This window comes from Shewanella indica, assembly GCF_033842865.1.
GTDB classification, from domain to species: Bacteria; Pseudomonadota; Gammaproteobacteria; order Enterobacterales; family Shewanellaceae; genus Shewanella; species Shewanella indica.
The window spans coordinates 899,287-917,754 of sequence record NZ_JAWXXR010000001.1 but is presented as its reverse complement, the minus strand read 5'-3'; the positions used below and the strand labels follow the sequence as shown (position 1 = coordinate 917,754).

Here is an 18,468-nt window from a genome sequence, read left to right as displayed (position 1 = left end):
TGGTGATACCGTTAACATAACTTCAACTTTCAAGGACCTGCAGATGCAGTGGCAGACTCTTAGCCTGGAATGGCAGCAACAGCTGGCTATCGTTAGCTTGAACCGGCCGGATAAGCTCAATGCTATTAATTACACTATGTTCAGCGAGCTCAAGGCGATGGCGCGTCACTTGCGCCGTCAACGGCATTTGCGGGCGGTGATCCTCAGAGGTGAGGGGGGCCAATTCAGCTCCGGCTTGGATATCAAGAGTGTGGCTAACTCTCCCTGGCAAGCGCTGAAGCTGTTGTTCAAGTGGTTACCGGGCAATGCCAATCTGGCGCAACAGGTGTCTGTCGCCTGGCGTGAGCTGCCGGTTCCTGTGATTGCCGTCTTGGATGGTCGCTGTTATGGCGGTGGCTTGCAAATTGCGCTCGGTGCCGATTTTCGGATTGCCGCCAATGACGCCGAATTGTCTATTATGGAAGCCAAATGGGGCTTGGTGCCCGACATGGGCGGCTTGGTGAGTTTGCGGGAAATTCTGACCAAAGATCAGGCATTGAAACTCAGTATGACGGCGGAATTAATCCCCGCTTGCAAGGCGTTGGAACTTGGGTTGGTGACCGAGTGCAGCAGTGATCCTCTGGCCCGGGCACAACAACTGGCAGCTGAACTCAATGAACGCTCTCCCGATGCACTGGCGGCGATCAAACTGAGTATCAACCGCAGCTGGAACGGTTCCCGTCGGCGCCTGCTGGCGCGGGAGTCCTGGAGCCAGGTGCGTCTGCTTTTGGGGCGTAACAGAGCCATTGCTGCCGTGCGGCAGGGCAAGGATCCCGAGCGGGCTTTTGAACCGCGGCGAAACTGGTGAGATACCCTTCACGGCTAAATAAATATTAACTTGACCTATATGACAGAAGCGCCTGAAAATCCGTCACTTTATTTTTAGATGGAAATTGGGATGCGGATTTTTTTTGAACGCTTGCTGTGGGGCAGTCGCTTGTCTGTCATGGTTGGAGTCTTCTCCTGTGTGTTGGCGGCCTTGGTCACCTTTGTCATGGGAGTCAAGGACGTGCTACATATGTTTGCTCTGCTGTGGGAGTACCTACTCAGTGGTAGCTATGATGTGCGTAACGATCTTGTGATGGTACTGGTGGAGATACTGGATACCTTCCTGCTCGGGGCTGTGCTGCTGATCTTTGCTTTCGGCCTCTATGAACTCTTTATCCGTAACCTGGAACCGGCCAGTAACTCGGATACCGGTGGGAAGATACTGATCATCTCCAGCATAGATGCACTCAAGAGCAAGTTGGGCAAAGTGATATTGATGATGTTGATCATCAAGGTGTTTTCCTTCTTTGCCGATATCAAGCCCAGCTCGGCACTGGATTTGCTGTTCATGGGTGGCACTGTGGTACTCATCTCCCTGGCGTTGATGTTCTCCAATGGCGGCAAGAAAGAGTAATCGCACTGCCGACATTTGCTCTACGGAAAGCTTGGTCTGCCGGCCGGTTTTGGCAGTAACTTCTGTATTAGGCGGTCACTGATGGGCTTCAGTGGCTGTTTTTTCGTTTGGCGGCGCTTGTTTCAGCACCTTTCTGGCCATGCCATCTATCATCATCAAGGTGTTTTCAAAGGCAACATCCTGGCGCAGATCCAGCGCCAGTAACCGCTGCCGGTATTGATTTTCCGGCTGGCTCATTGCCAGCGATTTACGACTTTTTACCGTCGCCTGCGAGGCCTGGTGACCGTCGGGGGATTGGATATCGAGTACCGCCAGATCCAGTTCGGCCAGCTGCTTTGGCAGGGCTAAATTGGCATAGGGATCATCGAGGTAGGGATTGATCACCACCAGCAAGTCCGGTTTGGCCAACTCCTGCGCCGCCAATAACTCAATTACCAAGGCGGCGCACTGATCCTGGGCTATCAGTAAGCGCTTGCCTGGAAAGGGGGCTCCCAAGGTGTCCAATTGCGCCAGACTCTGTTGGATAAAGCTCTGTTGCTGTTTCCTGAGTTTCTGCCATTCCTCCGCCTCTCGGCGGCTCGTTGCCTGGTTGCGTTTTCCCGGCATTTTGCCATCGCCGGCCTTGCTTATTTCCTGCGCTTCTGTGGTGAAGTTGGGCTGCTCCGGAAAGGGTGGTGGTGTGATGCTGATACTGGCCCAGCCTGCGGGATTGATGCTGCGGCGCAAGAAGGCGTTAAGCCCGGGGGCATCGGCGTGGGTGCCGGGTGGCGGCAGTAACAGCGCTGCGCCCAATTGTTTCGGGCCACTCCAGGGTCGCACCAGAACGGCTTGTTCCTCGCCATCCACTTGTATCTGTTGCAGTTCTGAGGCGGCGACATGCTCCAACGCCCGGCGATTGTCTCTGGGCTTCATGGAGGCTGTTTCAGGCGTTTGAGTCGCTGGCTCTGGTTGAGCCTGCGCCTGGTTGACCATGTCTTTGTTGACTGGCTCGTCGGCTGCCAGTGCCACCAAAGGCAAAAAGCACAGTATAGCCATAGTTCTGGGTATCAGCGCCAAGGGAACTCCTTAAACTTGCTTTGGTTGGAATAGCATGATTCTGCAGCCTTTATTGGCTCAATGCCAAAATTATAAGCTGCAAATTTGTGTTCTAGTAGCCGTAGTTAAAAAAGTTTGCGCGCCGATCCAAAGCTTAAAGGCGTGGTGCATCAGGGTTGCTGAACTTAAGCATAAAAAGCAAGACCCGCCGGCAGCGGGTCTTGGGGGATGATACTTGAGTGGATTATCAGGCGTGGCTGACCAGCACCAGGCGCACGGCATCGAGCTGCAGCTGGCATTGTTCCAAATAGCCACGCAGTTCGGTTATCTGATTTTGCAGATACTCAAGCTCAGCATCGCGGATATTGGGGTTCACCGCCTTGAGGGCTTCCAGACGTTGCAGCTCGGCGCCCAATTGACGCTCCATCTGCTGCTGGGCTTCGGCCTGCAGGTTGGACATGGCCTCCATAGCGTGGGTTTCGCCCTTGGCCAGCAAAGGATGCAGTATCGCCTGCGAGGCATTGACCAGCTTGCTGGCGATATGGCGGTTAACCGCACTGAGCTGGCGGTCAAAATGCTCGTAACTCACCTTGTTAGACAGATTGTTGCCGTCTTTATCCAACAGAATGCGCAGCGGTGTCGGCGGCAGATAGCGATACAGCTGGCTGGACTTGGGTGCCGAGGCCTGTGCCAGGTAGATAAGTTCCAGGAATACGGTACCTGCCGGCAACGCCTTGTTCTTGAGGATGGCAACACTTGTGGTGCCAGTCTCTGAACCTGTGATCAGATCCAGACCGGTTTGCACCAGCGGATGCTCCTGGGTTATCAGGGCTATATCGTCGCGGGACAGGGCGGTTTCCCGGTCGAAAGTCACGGTAATACCATCTTCCGGCAGACCGGGGTAAGTGGGAAACATCATGTGCTCACTCGGGCGCAGTACTATGGTGTTTTCGCCTCTGTCGTCCTGATCCAGACCTATGATGTCCCACAGACGGATCACTGAGCCGATAAGCTGGGTGTCGTTATCCATCTGCGCCAGTCTCTCGGCCAGGGCCAATGACCTGTCGCCGCCGTGGGAGTTGAGTTCCAGCAGCTTGTCGCGGCCCTGCTCCATCGCCTGCTTGAGCTCTTTATAACGGCTGCGGGTGTCGCGCAGCAGCTTGGTCATCTCTTCTTCGTTTTCTTCCACCAGCAGTGGCAACAACCGGGCGCCAAACTCCTTGAACAGAATATGGCCGCCGGGGCAGGTGAGTTCGAAGGCGTTGAGGCCCTCGTGGTACCAGGCCAACAGACGCTCCTGCGCTGTGTCGGTGAGGAAGGGCAGGTGGATCTCTACATCATGGTTCTGACCTATGCGATCCAGGCGACCTATGCGCTGCTCCAGCAGATCCGGGTTCAGCGGCAGATCGAACAGCACCAACTGGCTGGCGAACTGGAAGTTACGCCCTTCGGAACCGATTTCCGAGCAGATCAGCGCCTGGGCACCACCCTCTTCCTGGGCGAAGAAGGCACCGGCCTTGTCACGCTCTATGATGGACATGCCCTCATGGAACACAGTGGCGAGGATCCCTTCGCGGGTACGCAGCGCTTCTTCCAGACTCAACGCGGTGGCGGCCTGACTGGCGATAATCAGCACTTTCTTGCTGCGGTTTTGCTTGAGGAAATCGATGAGCCAGTCGACTCTGGGGTCGAACTTCCACCAGGCAGCGGAGTTTTCATCAAACTCCTGATACATTTTTTCCGGCGCCAGCGCGTAGGCGGCCTTCATTTCCAAGGTGCGGTGACCATTCATCATGGCACTGACTCGGGCCGCAGTGAGGTACTGCTCCGGCATGGCCTGTGGATAGGCGTTGAAAATGCGTTTCGGGAAACCTTTGACCGAGGCGCGGCTATTACGGTACAGCACCCGACCCGTACCGTGTCTGTCGAGCAGCTCCTGCAGCAGTTCGTCACGGGCGGCTTGCTGCTGCTCGGCATCGACGCCGTCAGCCTGGATCAGGCGAATAGCGGGGGCGATATCCTTTTCCGACAAGAGCTCGGTCAGGCTGTTGATGGCATTGTCGGGCAGCTTGTTGCCACTGGCCAGCGCCTCGGCGGCCAGGGCCACCTCTTTGTAGCCTTGTTCCTCTTTGATAAAGGCTTGATAGTCGTAGAAACGGTCCGGATCCAGCAGTCGCAGTCGGGCAAAGTGGCTCTCATGGCCCAGTTGATCCGGGGTCGCGGTCAGCAGCAGTACGCCGGGCACCACTTCTGCCAGAGCTTCTACCACCTGATAGGCGCGGCTCGGAGCTTCTTCGGTCCACTCCAGGTGATGGGCCTCGTCGACCACCATAAGATCCCAGTCGGCATCCAGCGCCTGATCGAGACGGCGCTTCTTGCGCAGCAATTCCAGCGAGCAGATCACCAACTGTTCTGTGTAGAAGGGGTTGTCGTGGTCGGCAAAAGCCTCGATGCAGCGGTCTTCATCGAATACGGCAAACCGCAGGTTAAAGCGGCGCAGCATCTCCACCAGCCATTGGTGGCGCAGGGTATCGGGAACTATCACAAGTACCCGCTCGGCGCGGCCTGTCATCAATTGCTGGTGAATGATGAGACCAGCTTCTATGGTCTTGCCCAGGCCCACTTCATCGGCCAGCAGTACCCGTGGCGCGTAGCGGCGCCCGACTTCATGGGCAATCCACAGCTGATGCGGAATAAGGCCAACTCTGGGACCCTGCAGCCCCAGCAGATCTGAGGTGGCCAGATTGTGGCGCAGTTGCTGGGCGGCGTAGCGCACCCCGAATCTGTCCAGTCTGTCTATCTGGCCGGCAAAGAGTCTGTCCTGCGGCTTGTTGAAACGAATATTGTGATCCAGCAGAGTTTCCCGGAGCTGCACTTCTTCACCGGTTTCACTGTGAATGCCGCTGTAGATCACCAACCCGTCTTTTTCATCCAAAGAGTTGATGGTCAGTGTCCAGTCTTCATGGCTCTTGACCTGATCACCTGGGTTATAAATCACCCGGGTTAACGGGGCGTCGTTGCGGGAGAACATGCGGTTCTCTCCGGTGGCGGGGAACAGCAGTGAGACCATGCGGCCTTCCAGTTGTACTACTGTACCCAAACCAAGCTCTGATTCGGTATCACTGATCCAGCGTTGACCTAAGGCGAAGGGCATCTTTAACTCTCATCTCCGGGCGGATTCACAAAGGGCGCGTATGTTATACCAATCCGAGTATAATACCAATCCTGCCCCGCGGGCCTTTTCGTCCGCTTGTCATCCAATCGTCATCTTTAGCATCCTACACTCAAAAACGGATACCGCGCAGTGACTATTAAAGAGACTGCAAAGGGTATTTGTCATCCGTTGCTAAAGGTGCCAGTATTAGTTTAAGCCATGTCACAGTGGTGAAACCTGCCCGTAATCAGTTAGAAACAGGAGTGCCATATACCCCAACCCAGGCCTGCGCTGGCCCATGACAACAAAGCTGTGAGTAGCTCATTGACGCAAATGGAGGCGCCATGGAACAAGACGACAGAAAGTTGTTTGTACTTGATACCAATGTGTTATTACATGAACCCTTAGCGATATACTCCTTTAAAGAACATGATGTTGTGGTCCCAATGACGGTACTGGAGGAATTGGACCAGATAAAAGACAGAAAGCGGGATGTCAGCCGCGATGCCAGGGTCGCCATTCGGGCGCTGGAAGATATCCTCGGCGGCAAGACCACTCCGGAACAGATAATCAAAGGGGTTCCCCTTCCAAGCCGCGAAGGGCATACAGATGCCACAGGTACTCTGGCTATCTTCCCCGACCATCAGATTGAATTCACCATAGGCTCGCTGCCCGGCGACAACAACGACAACCGCATTATCAACACAGCCCTGCATCTACAAAATCAATACGAGCCCCGTACCGTGGTGCTGGTCACCAAAGACATTAATATGCGTCTCAAGGCCAAGGGCGCCGGGATACTCCTGGTAGAGGACTACCGCACAGATCAACTGATCGATGACATACGTTTTCTGTCCAAGGGTTTTCATCAATTTGAAGGCAACTTCTGGGAGCATTTGCACAAGGTGGCCACCGAGCGTCATGGCCGTCATACTGTGCATGATGTGCCGCTCAAGGACCTGGGTGACGATCTCTTTTATATCAACCAATATCTACTGGACGATGAGTCCGAGTTTTGTGGCCGGGTGGTCGGCCGCAGTGAAACCAGTCTCAATGTGCTGGATCTCGGTCGCGATCGCCTGATGAATATGGAGGCCTGGGGCGTGAGGCCGAAGAACATCTATCAGGGCATGGCGCTGCAGGCCTTGATGGATCCTGATATCGATCTGGTTATTCTCACTGGCCCCGCAGGGTGCGGTAAGACCTTGCTGGCGATGGCGGCGGCACTGGAGCTGGTGGTGGAACGTAATCTCTACGACAAGGTGATAGTCACCCGTAATACCCCGGAAATTGCCGAGTCGATAGGCTTCCTGCCGGGCACGGAAGAGGAGAAAATGGCGCCCTGGCTGGCGGCAATTACCGATACTCTGGAGGTGTTACACAAGCATGATGTTAACCCCAGCGGTTCACTTAACTACATAATGGAAAAGGCCAATATCCAATTTAAATCGATCAACTTCATGCGTGGGCGGTCGATTCAGAACTCAGTGGTATTGCTGGATGAGTGTCAAAACCTGACCGCCTCACAGCTGAAAACCATGATCACCCGTATGGGAGAAGGTACCAAGCTTATCTGCTGTGGCAACCTGGCGCAGATAGACTCCAACTATCTAACCGCCGTTACCTCGGGTTTAACCTATATGGTTGAACGCTTTAAAAATTTTGAAGGCAGTGCCAACATTTATCTCAACGGTGTTGTGCGCTCACGGTTGGCGGAATTTGCCGAAGAGCAGCTCTGATAAACCCGGCTACTGAAAAAGGCCCCATATCGGGGCCTTTGCTTTGTGCGGGGTACTGCATATGCAGCCAAATTAAGTATATGATATCTTTCTTCCCCACCGCTTGGGGATGGGCCGTGATGCAAGGGTAATGGATGAAATTGAGTGAGCCGGATCTGCAGCTGAAATCTCCGATCCAGAAAAATTACAACCGTGCAGTGTTTTACACCTATATGGGGGTGATTGTACTGGCGTTGCTCACGGCTTGGGTGTTTTTTGAGCGCCAGAAGACCCAACAGATGGAGCTCAGGGAAGAACAGGTCGACCGCCATGTGATGCAGATTGACCTGTTGCTGGAATCCAGTATCCGTGCGGTCAAGAGCCTGCGTAATGTGGCAGTGGACCACTTGCGCCTGGCCGAACAGGTACGCAAGGACAGGCTGCCCCAGTACGAAAAATTCAACGAAAGTGGTCAGTTTTTTACCCTGGAGCCCAATTACGCCAGGAGTGGCGAACCCTTCACCAACATGGGGCGGATAACCGGCTCAGGTAGTCTCGATGGCCGTAGCGACAAGTTCTATCAGGAACTGGAGATGCTGTTTGAGCTGTCGTTGTCGTTCCCGGTCGCCAAGGAGGCCGCGCCCAAGGCTTCGGCCATCTATTATCTGTCCAAGCGGCGGATGATGTCTTACTACCCCTGGCCTTCGGATGAGCAGCGTTTTCGCGATGAACTGCTGAACAAGAAACAGTTTCAACTGGCGACACCGGCGATGAACCCCCAGCGCAGTGTGTTCTGGAGTGAGGCCTATGTGGACTCGGCCGGCAATGGTCTGTTGACTACCCTTGGGGTGCCCATCTATCTCGAAGATGAGTTTATCGGTTCTATCAATCTGGATATGACACTGGCATCGCTCGCCAAACAGATACGTCTCTATTTCAAGATGCCGGGCACTGTGATTTTGCTGGATCAGGGCAATAATATTCTCTCCCACAGCGATTTTGATACCTCCAGCATTAACCGGGTCTACCACATCAGTCAACGGATCCCATCCGAGCTGCATTCTCTGCCTGAGTCTGAACTGTTCGATGCCCATGAAGGGATGATCCGCAATGGCTATTACATTCACTCGGTGGCGCTGCACAACGCCCCCTGGCGCCTGCTTTATCTGCAGGATGTCGATGATCTGTTTCTGGACTCGTTTGAGAAGCTGCAGCTGAGCTTTATTTTGGTGGTACTGGCGCTGTCCGTACTGGTGACCATAGTGCACTGGCAGACTCGCCGCTCTTTCGTCAGTCCGGCCTCGCGCCTACTGTCACACCTGGAAGACTGTTCCCGTGAGCCGATCCGGCCGCCGGCGAAGATTACCCAGGGCTGGGAGCCCTGGTTCCAGTTGGTCAGCCGCATTTTTGAAGAAAACCAGCAATATACCCGTCACCTGGCAGAGCAGAACAAGCGTCTGGATAAACTGGTGGCCCGGCGCACCGAACGGCTGAAGGAAACCACAGAAAAGCGGGAGCGGGAATACGCCCTGCTGCGCTCTTTGCTGGACTCCATTCCTGAAGCCATTGTCTTCAAAGATAAAGAAGGTAAGTACCTCGGCTGCAACAAGTCGGCCGAGCGGGTACTTGGCTATACCGAGGCCGAGATGATCGGCCTGAATTCAGACACTTTGACCACCCCGGAGCAGGCCGCCAGAATTCGCGCCGAGGATGAACAGGTGCTCAAGGACAGGGCGCCACTGCGCTATCAGGAAAAGGTTGAACTGGCGGGCAAGCCTGTACTGCTCGATACCCTCAAGCTGCCGTTTTATAACCGCCGCGGTGAGATGCTGGGCTTGATTGCAGTTTGGCGTGATGTGACCCGCGAATATGAAGCAGCCGAGCAGTTGCGATTGTCGGAAGAACGTTATCACCTGGCGATGGACGCGGTGGAAGATGGCCTGTGGGACTGGTATCTGGATTCGGAGCAGATCATCTGCAATCCTGCCTACTACACCATGCTGGGCTACAAGACCAATGAGTTTCCGGCGTTGCTGTCGACCATAGACGAGCTGATCCATCCGGACGACAGGATCCGGGTTGAAGAGTATCGCGAGCAGTATCTAGCCGATCCCATAGGCGCCTATGAGATAGAGTTCCGAATGCGCGGCAAGAGTGGTCAGTATCACTGGGTGCTGTCCCGTGGTCGGGTGGTGGAATTTACCACCAACAATGAGCCCAGGCGTATGCTGGGTACCCACAAGGACATTACCCGCAGCAAGAGCAACGAAGTGGCCTTGCTGGAGGCCAAGAAAGATGCGGAACTGGCCAATCTTTACAAGAGTGAATTCCTGGCCAATATGAGTCATGAGATCCGCACGCCGATGAATGCCATCATAGGTATGCTGCAACTGGCGCAGCGCACCAACCTGACGGCGCAGCAGAAAGATTATCTGGAGAAGGCTGGTTTCTCGGCCCAATCATTGCTGCGGATCATCAATGACATTCTCGACTTCTCAAAGATTGAAGCCGGAAAGCTGGAGCTGGAGCGGGTCTCCTTCCCGTTGGATAAGGTGTTGGAGCACGCCCTGGATATCAACTCGCTCAAGGCGCAGGAGAAAGGAGTCGAGCTGTTGCTGTATGCCCCTGTGACCGCCGGGCTTATGCTCAAGGGCGATCCTTTGCGTCTTGGTCAGGTGCTGGTGAATCTGCTGTCCAATGCGGTTAAGTTTACCTCCGAAGGGGAGATTGAACTCGGTTGTGAAGATGTCGGCGAACGCGATCATCGCATCACCCTCAAATTCTGGGTTCGGGACACTGGCATAGGGATCAGCAAGGAGCAGCAGGAGATACTGTTTGATGCCTTTGCCCAGGCAGATGGCTCCACCACCCGTAAATATGGCGGCACAGGCCTTGGCTTGTCCATCAGTAAGCATCTGGTGTCCATGATGGGCGGCAAGATGCAGGTGCAGAGTGAGCCGGGTGTCGGCAGTGTATTCAGCTTTACCATTAGCTTTGAGATCGCCGAAGAGGCCAAGATTGAACCTTTGGTGATGCCGGAACAGCTCAACAGCCTGCGGGCGCTGGTGGTGGACGATAACCCCACGGCGCTACAGATATATTCGACCCTGATGCGCGACTTCCACTTCGAGGTGGACACGGCTGCCAGCGGTGCCGAAGCCCTTTATAAGCTGGAAAAACAGGAAACCGACCTGCTGCTTATCGACTGGATGATGCCGGAAATGGATGGCCGCGAGGTGATCCGTACCCTGGATGAAATGGTGGCCGATGGCAGAATAAGCAAGCGCCCCGTGGTGATTATGATGACGGCCTATGCCGCCGGTCCATTGGCCCAGGAAGTGGAAGATGCCAATGTGTTTGCGCTGTTGCAAAAACCCTTCAAGGCCTCGACTCTGTTTGATGAGATAATCTCAGCCTTTGCCGAGAAACCTCACCCGGCGACTGTGGCTGAAATTACTGACAATCAGAGTGGTGGTCACAAAGGCTTGGTGCTGCTGGTGGAAGATAATCTGATTAACCAGCAGGTAGCCTCCGAACTGCTGCGCAGCGCCGGCTATGAGGTAGATTTGGCCGACAATGGCCAGATTGCCCTTGAGATGGTGGAGCAGCGTCAATATGACGCGGTATTGATGGATATTCAGATGCCTGTGATGGATGGTCTGACGGCGACCCGGGAATTGCGCAAAAAATACGACAGGGAGACGCTGCCGATTATCGCCATGACGGCCCATGCCATGTCTGGCGATCGTGAGAAGAGTCTGGCGGCGGGAATGAACGCTCATATCACCAAGCCCATTATGCTCAATGAACTCTTTGATACCTTGAGTGAATGGGTGGGCAGGACTTGAGATAAACCGGCCGATCCCTTAACTTGAATGGCAACTTACAGATAACAATCAGGAGATGGGATGAAACCTCAAAGTTGGACCTTGTTGTTGGCGCTGATCGCGGTACCCGGATTGGCGCAGGCGGCACAGGAGAGGGAGGCCGCCGACGTCATCAGCGAAAGCACTCAGGCCGAAGGTTTTATCAATCTCTTTTATGATGCCAAGGCCGGGCAGCTGTATCTGGAACCGAGCAGACTCAACCAGCCTATGTTGCTGCTCTCCAGCTTGCCCCACGGCGTTGGCTCTAACGACATAGGGCTCGACCGGGGGCAACTGGGATATACCCGCATGGTGCAATTTGAACGCCAGGGGCCCTATATTCTGCTCAAACAGCTCAACACCCGTTTTCGTGCCGATACCGATGACCAAGCCGAGCAAAGAGCCGTGCATGAAGCTTTTGCCGAATCTGTGCTCTGGCGCGGCAAACTCCTGCCGGGAAAACGTCTGCTGGTGCCGGTCAATGACTTGATGTTGCAGGACCTGCACGGCATCAGCCAACAGTTGGCGGCCAGGGGCCAAGGGCATTATCGTCTGGACACCAGCCGCTCAGTGGTGTTGCCAACCTCGGTCAAGTCGTTCGAGCGTAATTCGGATGTGGATGTGCAGCTGACCTTTGCCAGTGATAAGGCCGGCGCCAGAGTCGCCGAGGTGACTCCGGATGGTCAGGCACTGTCTCTGAGACTACGCTACTCCTTTATCGCCTTACCTGAGCCGGGTTATCAGGCGCGCCGTTATCATCCCATGAGTGGTTATCTGTCTGATGAGTACAAGGATTATGCCACCGCCATAGATCAGGATATCAACCAGCGCTTCTTGCTGCGCCACCGGCTGCAGAAGGTCAATCCCGGCCCCGAGCCAAGCGAAGTGGTTGAACCCATTACCTATTATCTGGATCCCGGTGTACCCGAGCCGATTCGTGGTGCCTTGCTCGAAGGCGGCCGCTGGTGGGAGCAGGCTTTTAATGAGGCGGGGTTTATAAATGGTTTCAAGTTGGAGCTATTGCCGGAAGGTGCCGACCCTCAGGATGTGCGCTACAACGTGATCCAGTGGGTACACAGGGCCAGTCGTGGCTGGTCCTACGGCGCGGCGGTGACAGATCCCCGCAGTGGTGAAATCATCAAGGGCCAGGTCACTCTGGGGAGTCTGCGGGTGCGTCAGGATCACCTGATTGCCCGTGGTCTCACTGCCGGGTGGGAAGACAGACAAGCGGCCGATGCAGCCGCCATGGCCTTATCTCTGGCGCGTATTCGCCAGTTATCGGCTCATGAAATCGGTCACACCCTGGGACTGGATCATAACTTTGCCGCTTCCACCAATAACAACGCCTCTGTGATGGATTACCCCCATCCCTATGTACGCCTCGACGGCAAACGGGTGGACATCAGCCAGCCTTACGCCGAAGGGTTGGGCGCCTGGGATAAGTTTGCCATCAAGTACGGTTATGGTGACTTTGGTGATGAGCCCCAAACCCAGACCGCGCTCAAATCGCTGCTCAAAGAGGTGCAGCAACAGGGGCTGAGATACATAGGCGAGGGTGACTCGCGAGCGGCTTCAGCCGCCCATGCTTATGCCAGTCTTTGGGACAGAGGCGAGGATCCGGTCAAGGAGTTGGCCAGAATGCAGCTGGTCAGGCGCCAGGCGCTTGAGACATTCTCCGCCAAGGCGCTGTTGCCGGAGCAACCCTTGGGCGAACTCAGTGATGCCCTTGTGCCCATCTATCTGTTGAATCGTTACCAGATCAGCGCCGCGGCTAAGTTTGTTGGCGGTATTGATTACAATTACCTGGCAGATGCAAATAGCGGTAGTTGGCATTATATTGCGCCGGAATTGCAGAAGCGGGCATTGGAGACTGTGCTGGCGACTCTGGATCCCAGAGAACTGTATCTGCCAACTGAGCTTCTGGAGCAACTGGTGCCCAAGGCCGGTAACTATTACCGCAGCCGCGAGAGTTTTGCCTCATCTCTGGGGGTTGCCGTGGATCAGCTGAGCATGGCAGAAGTGCTCAGTCGCCATACAGTGTCGACGCTGTTGAACCCTGAGCGGCTCAACCGAGTGGATCAGGCCTTTACCAGGGACACAGAGCAGCTGTCGGTAGAGGATTTGCTGGATAGATTGCTGGCTAAGACACTGCTGAAATCTCTGCCTTCGGGAGATCAGACCAGTATTGCGATGCGGGTCAATGCTGTGGTTTTGGATGGCATGTTGCAGAGTTTCGAGAGTGACGTCAGTAGTCCAGAAGTTAAAGCCATATTGAGAATGAAGCTGGATTATCTGCTTAAGCAGTTGCCCAGAAAGGAAAAAAGAAGTTCAGGTTACAAGGCGGCTCACTATGGACAACTGCAAGCTGTGCTTGAGCAGGCACTGAAACAAGCCGGGGTTAGAGCGATCAATAAACCTGCGGAAATGCCACCGGGCTCGCCGATTTAGTACGTCGTAAGGTATTGATTATGTGACATAATTATTTTATTACCTTATATTGGCATCTTTCATGTTCCAGAGGTTCGGGCCCATTTTGCACCGAGCCTCTGTTTTTTTAGGGAATTGGTTATGCCAAAAATTCTGTTTCTCAGAGTCTGGCTTGGCAGCTTATTGCTGCTGCTCTGTTTCATTGCCAAGGCCGATGGGCTAAGCCTTAGCCCCCGCGTACACCAGGGCCAACTGGATAACGGTCTTAAATATCAATTGGTGGATAACAAGACTCCGGCGAATGCCATAGTGATGCGGATGCGGATCGCTTCCGGCTCACTGAATGAGGCGGAAAATGAGCAGGGGCTAATGCACCTGCTGGAGCATATGGCATTCAAAGGCTCCGTCGCTATCCCGGAAGGGGATATGATCCCAAGATTGCAGCGTCTTGGTTTGAGTTTTGGTGCTGATACCAATGCCGTGACTGAATTTACCCAGACAGTCTATAAGTTCAACATCACTCAAGGGAATGAGCTAAAGCTGGATACCGGGCTGATGTTGATGCGGGAAATTGCCGACAGGCTCACTCTGGATCCCAAGGCGCTTGAACAGGAAAAAGCCGTGGTGCTGGCCGAGCTTAAAGAACGTCAGTCGGCTGAGCTGGAAAATTATCGTAACCAACTGCGTTTCTGGTATCCCTCCAACCTACTATCAAAGCGTTTCCCTATTGGCGAAGCAGATATCATCAAGGCGGCAGATGTCGCCAAGCTGCGATCTTTGTACCAACGTTTCTATACCCCGGAGCGGACAACGCTGATCCTGGTAGGCGACCTGGACATTGTCCGTACTGAAGCCCAAATCAAGCAGTTGTTCGCCGATTGGAAGCCGCACCCTCAGGCGGTTGCCCCGGCACAGGTGAAGCTTTCTCCGCCTGTAGTCAGAAAGCAGCCTCAGGCAGACACTTTCTTCGACCCCAGTTTGCCGACTCAAGTCTCTCTTGGGGTGCTGACGCCCAGAACACCAAAGCCTGACAGTATTGAAAAGCGTCAACAGCAGATGCTTGAGTCGCTGCTGGGGAGTATGCTTTATCAGAGGTTGCTGCCACACCTGTTTGCCGAGGAAGGTGTGAGCCATGCTTCTGTTGAGTTAGGTGAAGAGTTTGGCACTGCGGTAAGGGTGGAATTGGCTCTGGAGACCCAGGAAGATAACTGGAAGGATGGGGTGGTACTGTTGGAGCAGACCATACGCCAGGCCTTGCAATACGGTTTCAGCAGTGAAGAGCTGCAGCAGGCGCTGAAGAGCCAACATAAGCACTACCAGCGCAGTCTGGCCGGCAGTAACACCATTCACAGCCTGAATATGGCCGAGGCTTTGGTATCAATGGATGCCGAGGCCATGATACTGATAGAACCAGCAGATGAGCTGGCCATTTTTGAGGCCTTGGCGCCGCAGGTTACGCCGGCGCTTATCCAACAGACACTGGCAGAACTCTGGCAGGGACAACCCGGTATCTATCTTTCCGCTGCCAAGGCGCCAACCGCGGTAGAAACACAACTCTTGGCGGCATATCAGCAGAGTCAGCTGCAGCCGGTTACTCCCTATAAGGCTAAACAAGCCAGCGAGTTTGCTTATCAAAGCTTTGGTGAACCCGGGAAGATAGTGGCCGATAAACGGGATCCCGATACCGGAATACGCCAGTTACGTTTTGCCAATGGCACTCTGCTTAACCTTAAATCCACCGAATTTGAACAGAACAATGTGGCTATCAGCTTGTCATTGGGATTCGGTGATTTGCCATTTCCGCGCCAAGAAGGTTTGGGCACTCTGTTCAATAATGCTTTTATTTACGGTGGGCTGGAGCAGCACTCCTGGCAACAGCTGGGGGATATCTTTGCCGGGCAGAATATCTCGGCAAATATTGGCGTCAGTACTGAAGGCTTTGGCGGCGTGACCAATACCAATGCCGATGAACTCAGAACTCAGCTGGGGTTACAGGCCGCCTTTTTAACCGCCCCGGGCTGGCGCCAGGAAGCCATCAACCTCTTTCGGCAGCAAGTTAAGGCTGAAAGTCAGAGCCGCAACGCCAATCCTAATAGCGCTTTCTGGGATGGTCTGAGTGGACTCCTGCACCCCGGCGATCCCCGATATGGTTACGGCCGGGAAGAGCAGGTGTTGCAGCGGGACTTTGCAGAAATAGCCAAGGTATTGGCATCGGCGCTGGATAAGGGAATGCTGGAAATCGCGCTGGTGGGAGATTTCGATGAGGCTCAAGGGATAAAAGCAGTCGCCGAGACATTCGGTGCCATCGAGCGGCATCCGGCCAAGGAGTCGGCCTTCGAGCGGCTGGTATTCCCCAAGGTGCCGGCACAGAGCCAAATTTTCCATCGGGGCGCCGAGAATTCGGCGGCACTGGCCTGGCTGTGGCCGACCACCGACATGCAGGATGTTCGGCGTCACAGTGAGCTGATATTACTCGAGCAGGTGATGGACATTTTGTTGAATGAAGAAGTCAGGGAAAAAGCCGGCGCCGGATATTCGCCCTATACCTTTAATTATGTCGATTGGCATCCAACAGGTTACGGTTATCTGGGGCTGTTTACTGTCACAGATGCCGCCAAGCTGAAGGCGGCCGAACAGGGCTTTGCCGCGGTCGTAGCCAGAGTCATGGCCAAGGGTGGCATAGATGCTGAACTGCTGGAGCGGGCGCGTCAGCCCTTGCTGCAATGGTTGCAAAGTGCTCCTGCCAGCAACGACTTTTGGTTGGATCTGGCAGCAACGGCCCAGACTCGGCCGGGCCGTTGGCTGGGATTTCAACAACGACAGCAAATACTGGGGCAACTGGATGGTGAAGCCCTGGAAGCCGTGGCTCGAGAGTATCTTCAGAGCGAGCACCGCTTGAGCGTGACGACAACTTACGCCAACTAAGCGCTGGTTTTGGGATTTCTCGGATAGAAGCGCTCCGGCTTGCGCTGCAGGTGTTCGAACCTGCGGGTATTTTTATAGGGCAGCTTCATAAACCCCGAGACGCCTTGACCTTGGATCTTGTCCACATGACTGAGGATCCTGTCCAGACAGGCGCGAAACTGCGCCTGTTTTCTCGGGTTGAGTAGTCTAAGGTAACTGTGGATCTTCATATGGGTTGGCAGGGCTTCGAAAATGATACAGCCTGTGTGGTGTATCTGGTTTAGCCAGCCAAGTTCAGTCATGATTTCCGCAGGCAGCTCCAGGTTTTCATCCGGATCCCGGCCATCTTCAAAGTAGGAGTGCAGCCGGGATTGATCTTCGAGTGTCGGCACATCGCCCACCTCAAAGGGTAGCAGCTGATCTGCCTTGGCCTTGAACGGCTCTGAAGGGGCGCTTCGCTCCAGGTGCAGGGTATCTTTGGCGTTGAAGAAACAGGCCTTGAAGATACCTATGCGATGAATTCCCCGGGCCAGAGTCACCATGTTGTTGACCGCTTGAATTAATGCCGGCCTGAGCTCTTCATCATAAAGGGCCAGGTTGGAGTCGATATAGACGCCTGTCTCCTGCCAATGAATCGCCAAACCGCCCACAATCGGATACTGACCCAGGCGGCCAACGGCGGCGATAAAGCCCTTCTCTGTGTCTCCCATGCCGGCGAGAAAGTTGCGGTAGTACTTCTCCAGTTGAATATCTTCGGCGCGAATAGCCTCGGCATCGGCGTCCGGATGATGGCTGCGCAGAAACGATTTCCGCGAACTGTAGCTGACTGTTTCCACGTCCCGGGCCCGTTTCTGTACCCAGACGGGGATCTCGGCATTCAGCTCTTGTGGCAACGGTGGCAGTAAAAGATGCTGGCTGTATCTCATGCTGCGCAGGAAGTAGTCGCCGGCCTTGAGACGGGTGAGTGGATCTGAGCCCAACATGCCTTCGAGGATCCTGGCCAGTTCTAGCGGCAGACCTATGCTGGTGGGCGGGATCACTTGGGAACCGAAGCGGCTGGCCTGGCCGGACGCCAGAGCATAGAGGGTGGCGGCAACCCCTTGTTCATCAAACCTGGGGCTGGAAAGCGCCCCCGAGAGTTGCTCATCGCCGATAAAATAAACATCGCCCATGCGGGCGTTGGTATGCTGTTGATCGCTCGACATTAGCTCCATCACATTGCCGCCGACCGGGCGGTTATCGGCATCGCGCTGGGCAAATACCGCCGAGCCCCAGTCAATCAAAGACAACTTGTCTTCTTCTGGGTCATAAACCAGGTTGGAAGGTTTGATATCCCCATGAACCAAGGGTCTGCCGCTGCGCAGATATTGCAGCAGATCTGCCAACTGCCTGGCAATGCTCATGATTTCCGCCACAGGTAAGGCTCCATGCCGACGACAGCGCTGATCCAGATCCTGGCCCTGAGCTCTGGCCATCACCAGGATCCCCTGGCGTCCAACTCTGTCGAACTTTATCAGTGGTGGCACATTGGGATGATTGACCTGAGACAGCATGAAGGCTTCTTCTTCCAGTCTGTCCTGTACCTGTTGGGGCAGGGTGATGCGGGAGAACTTGAACACATGTTCCTGGCCATGGCGGTTTCGTCCGGCGAACACAAAACCATAGGCGCCTTTGCCTATCAGTTGCGGGTCATCATAGCCCAACTTGATCAGTTGCTGGCGGCAGAGGCGGATCCAGGCTCTGTGCTTGCGAGCGTCATCGGCCTTAAGCAGATAGACAGATTGCTCTTCAGAAATATAAAAGTGCTGCAGCTCAGGTGTTTGCAAGCGATTTCTCCATTGGCAGAGGCAAGGATACAAAATAACAACAAGCAGAAGCTCATTAAAACAGCAAGGGATAACCGCGGCAAGTTGTGACTCTGGG

Annotated in this window: 9 protein-coding genes; 6 read left to right on the top strand and 3 right to left on the bottom strand. The window is 54.6% G+C overall.

Annotated elements, in window-relative coordinates:
- Positions 1 to 43 precede the first annotated feature (43 nt).
- Both SIL79_RS04200 and SIL79_RS04195 read left to right on the top strand, forming a co-directional pair.
- Positions 44 to 847 carry a crotonase/enoyl-CoA hydratase family protein gene (locus SIL79_RS04200; RefSeq protein ID WP_071476755.1) on the top strand — a complete coding sequence of 268 codons (804 nt, stop codon included), beginning with the start codon at positions 44 to 46 and terminating at the stop codon, positions 845 to 847.
- Positions 848 to 937: 90 nt separating this feature from the next.
- The gene (locus SIL79_RS04195) at positions 938 to 1,441 is read left to right on the top strand and encodes a YqhA family protein (protein ID WP_039033473.1); all 504 of its coding nucleotides are present in this window, start codon (positions 938 to 940) and stop codon (positions 1,439 to 1,441) included.
- A 75-nt stretch (positions 1,442 to 1,516) separates the two neighbouring features.
- Here SIL79_RS04195 and SIL79_RS04190 read toward each other — a convergent pair whose 3' ends face one another.
- Both SIL79_RS04190 and rapA read right to left on the bottom strand, forming a co-directional pair.
- The gene (locus SIL79_RS04190) at positions 1,517 to 2,497 is read right to left on the bottom strand and encodes a DUF3530 family protein (RefSeq protein ID WP_162206501.1); all 981 of its coding nucleotides are present in this window, start codon (positions 2,495 to 2,497) and stop codon (positions 1,517 to 1,519) included.
- Positions 2,498 to 2,723: 226 nt separating this feature from the next.
- Positions 2,724 to 5,630, bottom strand: a complete 2,907-nt coding sequence (gene rapA / locus SIL79_RS04185; protein ID WP_319619004.1) for an RNA polymerase-associated protein RapA — start codon at positions 5,628 to 5,630, stop codon at positions 2,724 to 2,726.
- Positions 5,631 to 5,974: 344 nt separating this feature from the next.
- Between rapA and SIL79_RS04180 the strand changes: the two genes are divergently transcribed.
- The 4 genes from SIL79_RS04180 (at position 5,975) to SIL79_RS04165 (ending at position 16,566) form a co-directional block, all read left to right on the top strand.
- Positions 5,975 to 7,369 (top strand): PhoH family protein, encoded by a 1,395-nt coding sequence (locus SIL79_RS04180; protein ID WP_039033471.1) that lies wholly within the window; start codon positions 5,975 to 5,977, stop codon positions 7,367 to 7,369.
- 134 nt (positions 7,370 to 7,503) lie between these two features.
- Positions 7,504 to 11,196, top strand: a complete 3,693-nt coding sequence (locus SIL79_RS04175) for a response regulator (RefSeq protein WP_039034942.1) — start codon at positions 7,504 to 7,506, stop codon at positions 11,194 to 11,196.
- A 60-nt stretch (positions 11,197 to 11,256) separates the two neighbouring features.
- Positions 11,257 to 13,662 (top strand): zinc-dependent metalloprotease, encoded by a 2,406-nt coding sequence (locus SIL79_RS04170; protein WP_319619003.1) that lies wholly within the window; start codon positions 11,257 to 11,259, stop codon positions 13,660 to 13,662.
- A gap of 120 nt (positions 13,663 to 13,782) precedes the next feature.
- Positions 13,783 to 16,566 carry a M16 family metallopeptidase gene (locus tag SIL79_RS04165; RefSeq protein WP_319619001.1) on the top strand — a complete coding sequence of 928 codons (2,784 nt, stop codon included), beginning with the start codon at positions 13,783 to 13,785 and terminating at the stop codon, positions 16,564 to 16,566.
- Here SIL79_RS04165 and SIL79_RS04160 read toward each other — a convergent pair.
- On the bottom strand, positions 16,563 to 18,371 hold the full coding sequence (locus SIL79_RS04160) for a protein kinase domain-containing protein (RefSeq protein ID WP_319619000.1): 1,809 nt from the start codon (positions 18,369 to 18,371) through the stop codon (positions 16,563 to 16,565). The genes SIL79_RS04165 and SIL79_RS04160 overlap by 4 nt on opposite strands.
- Positions 18,372 to 18,468 lie beyond the last annotated feature (97 nt).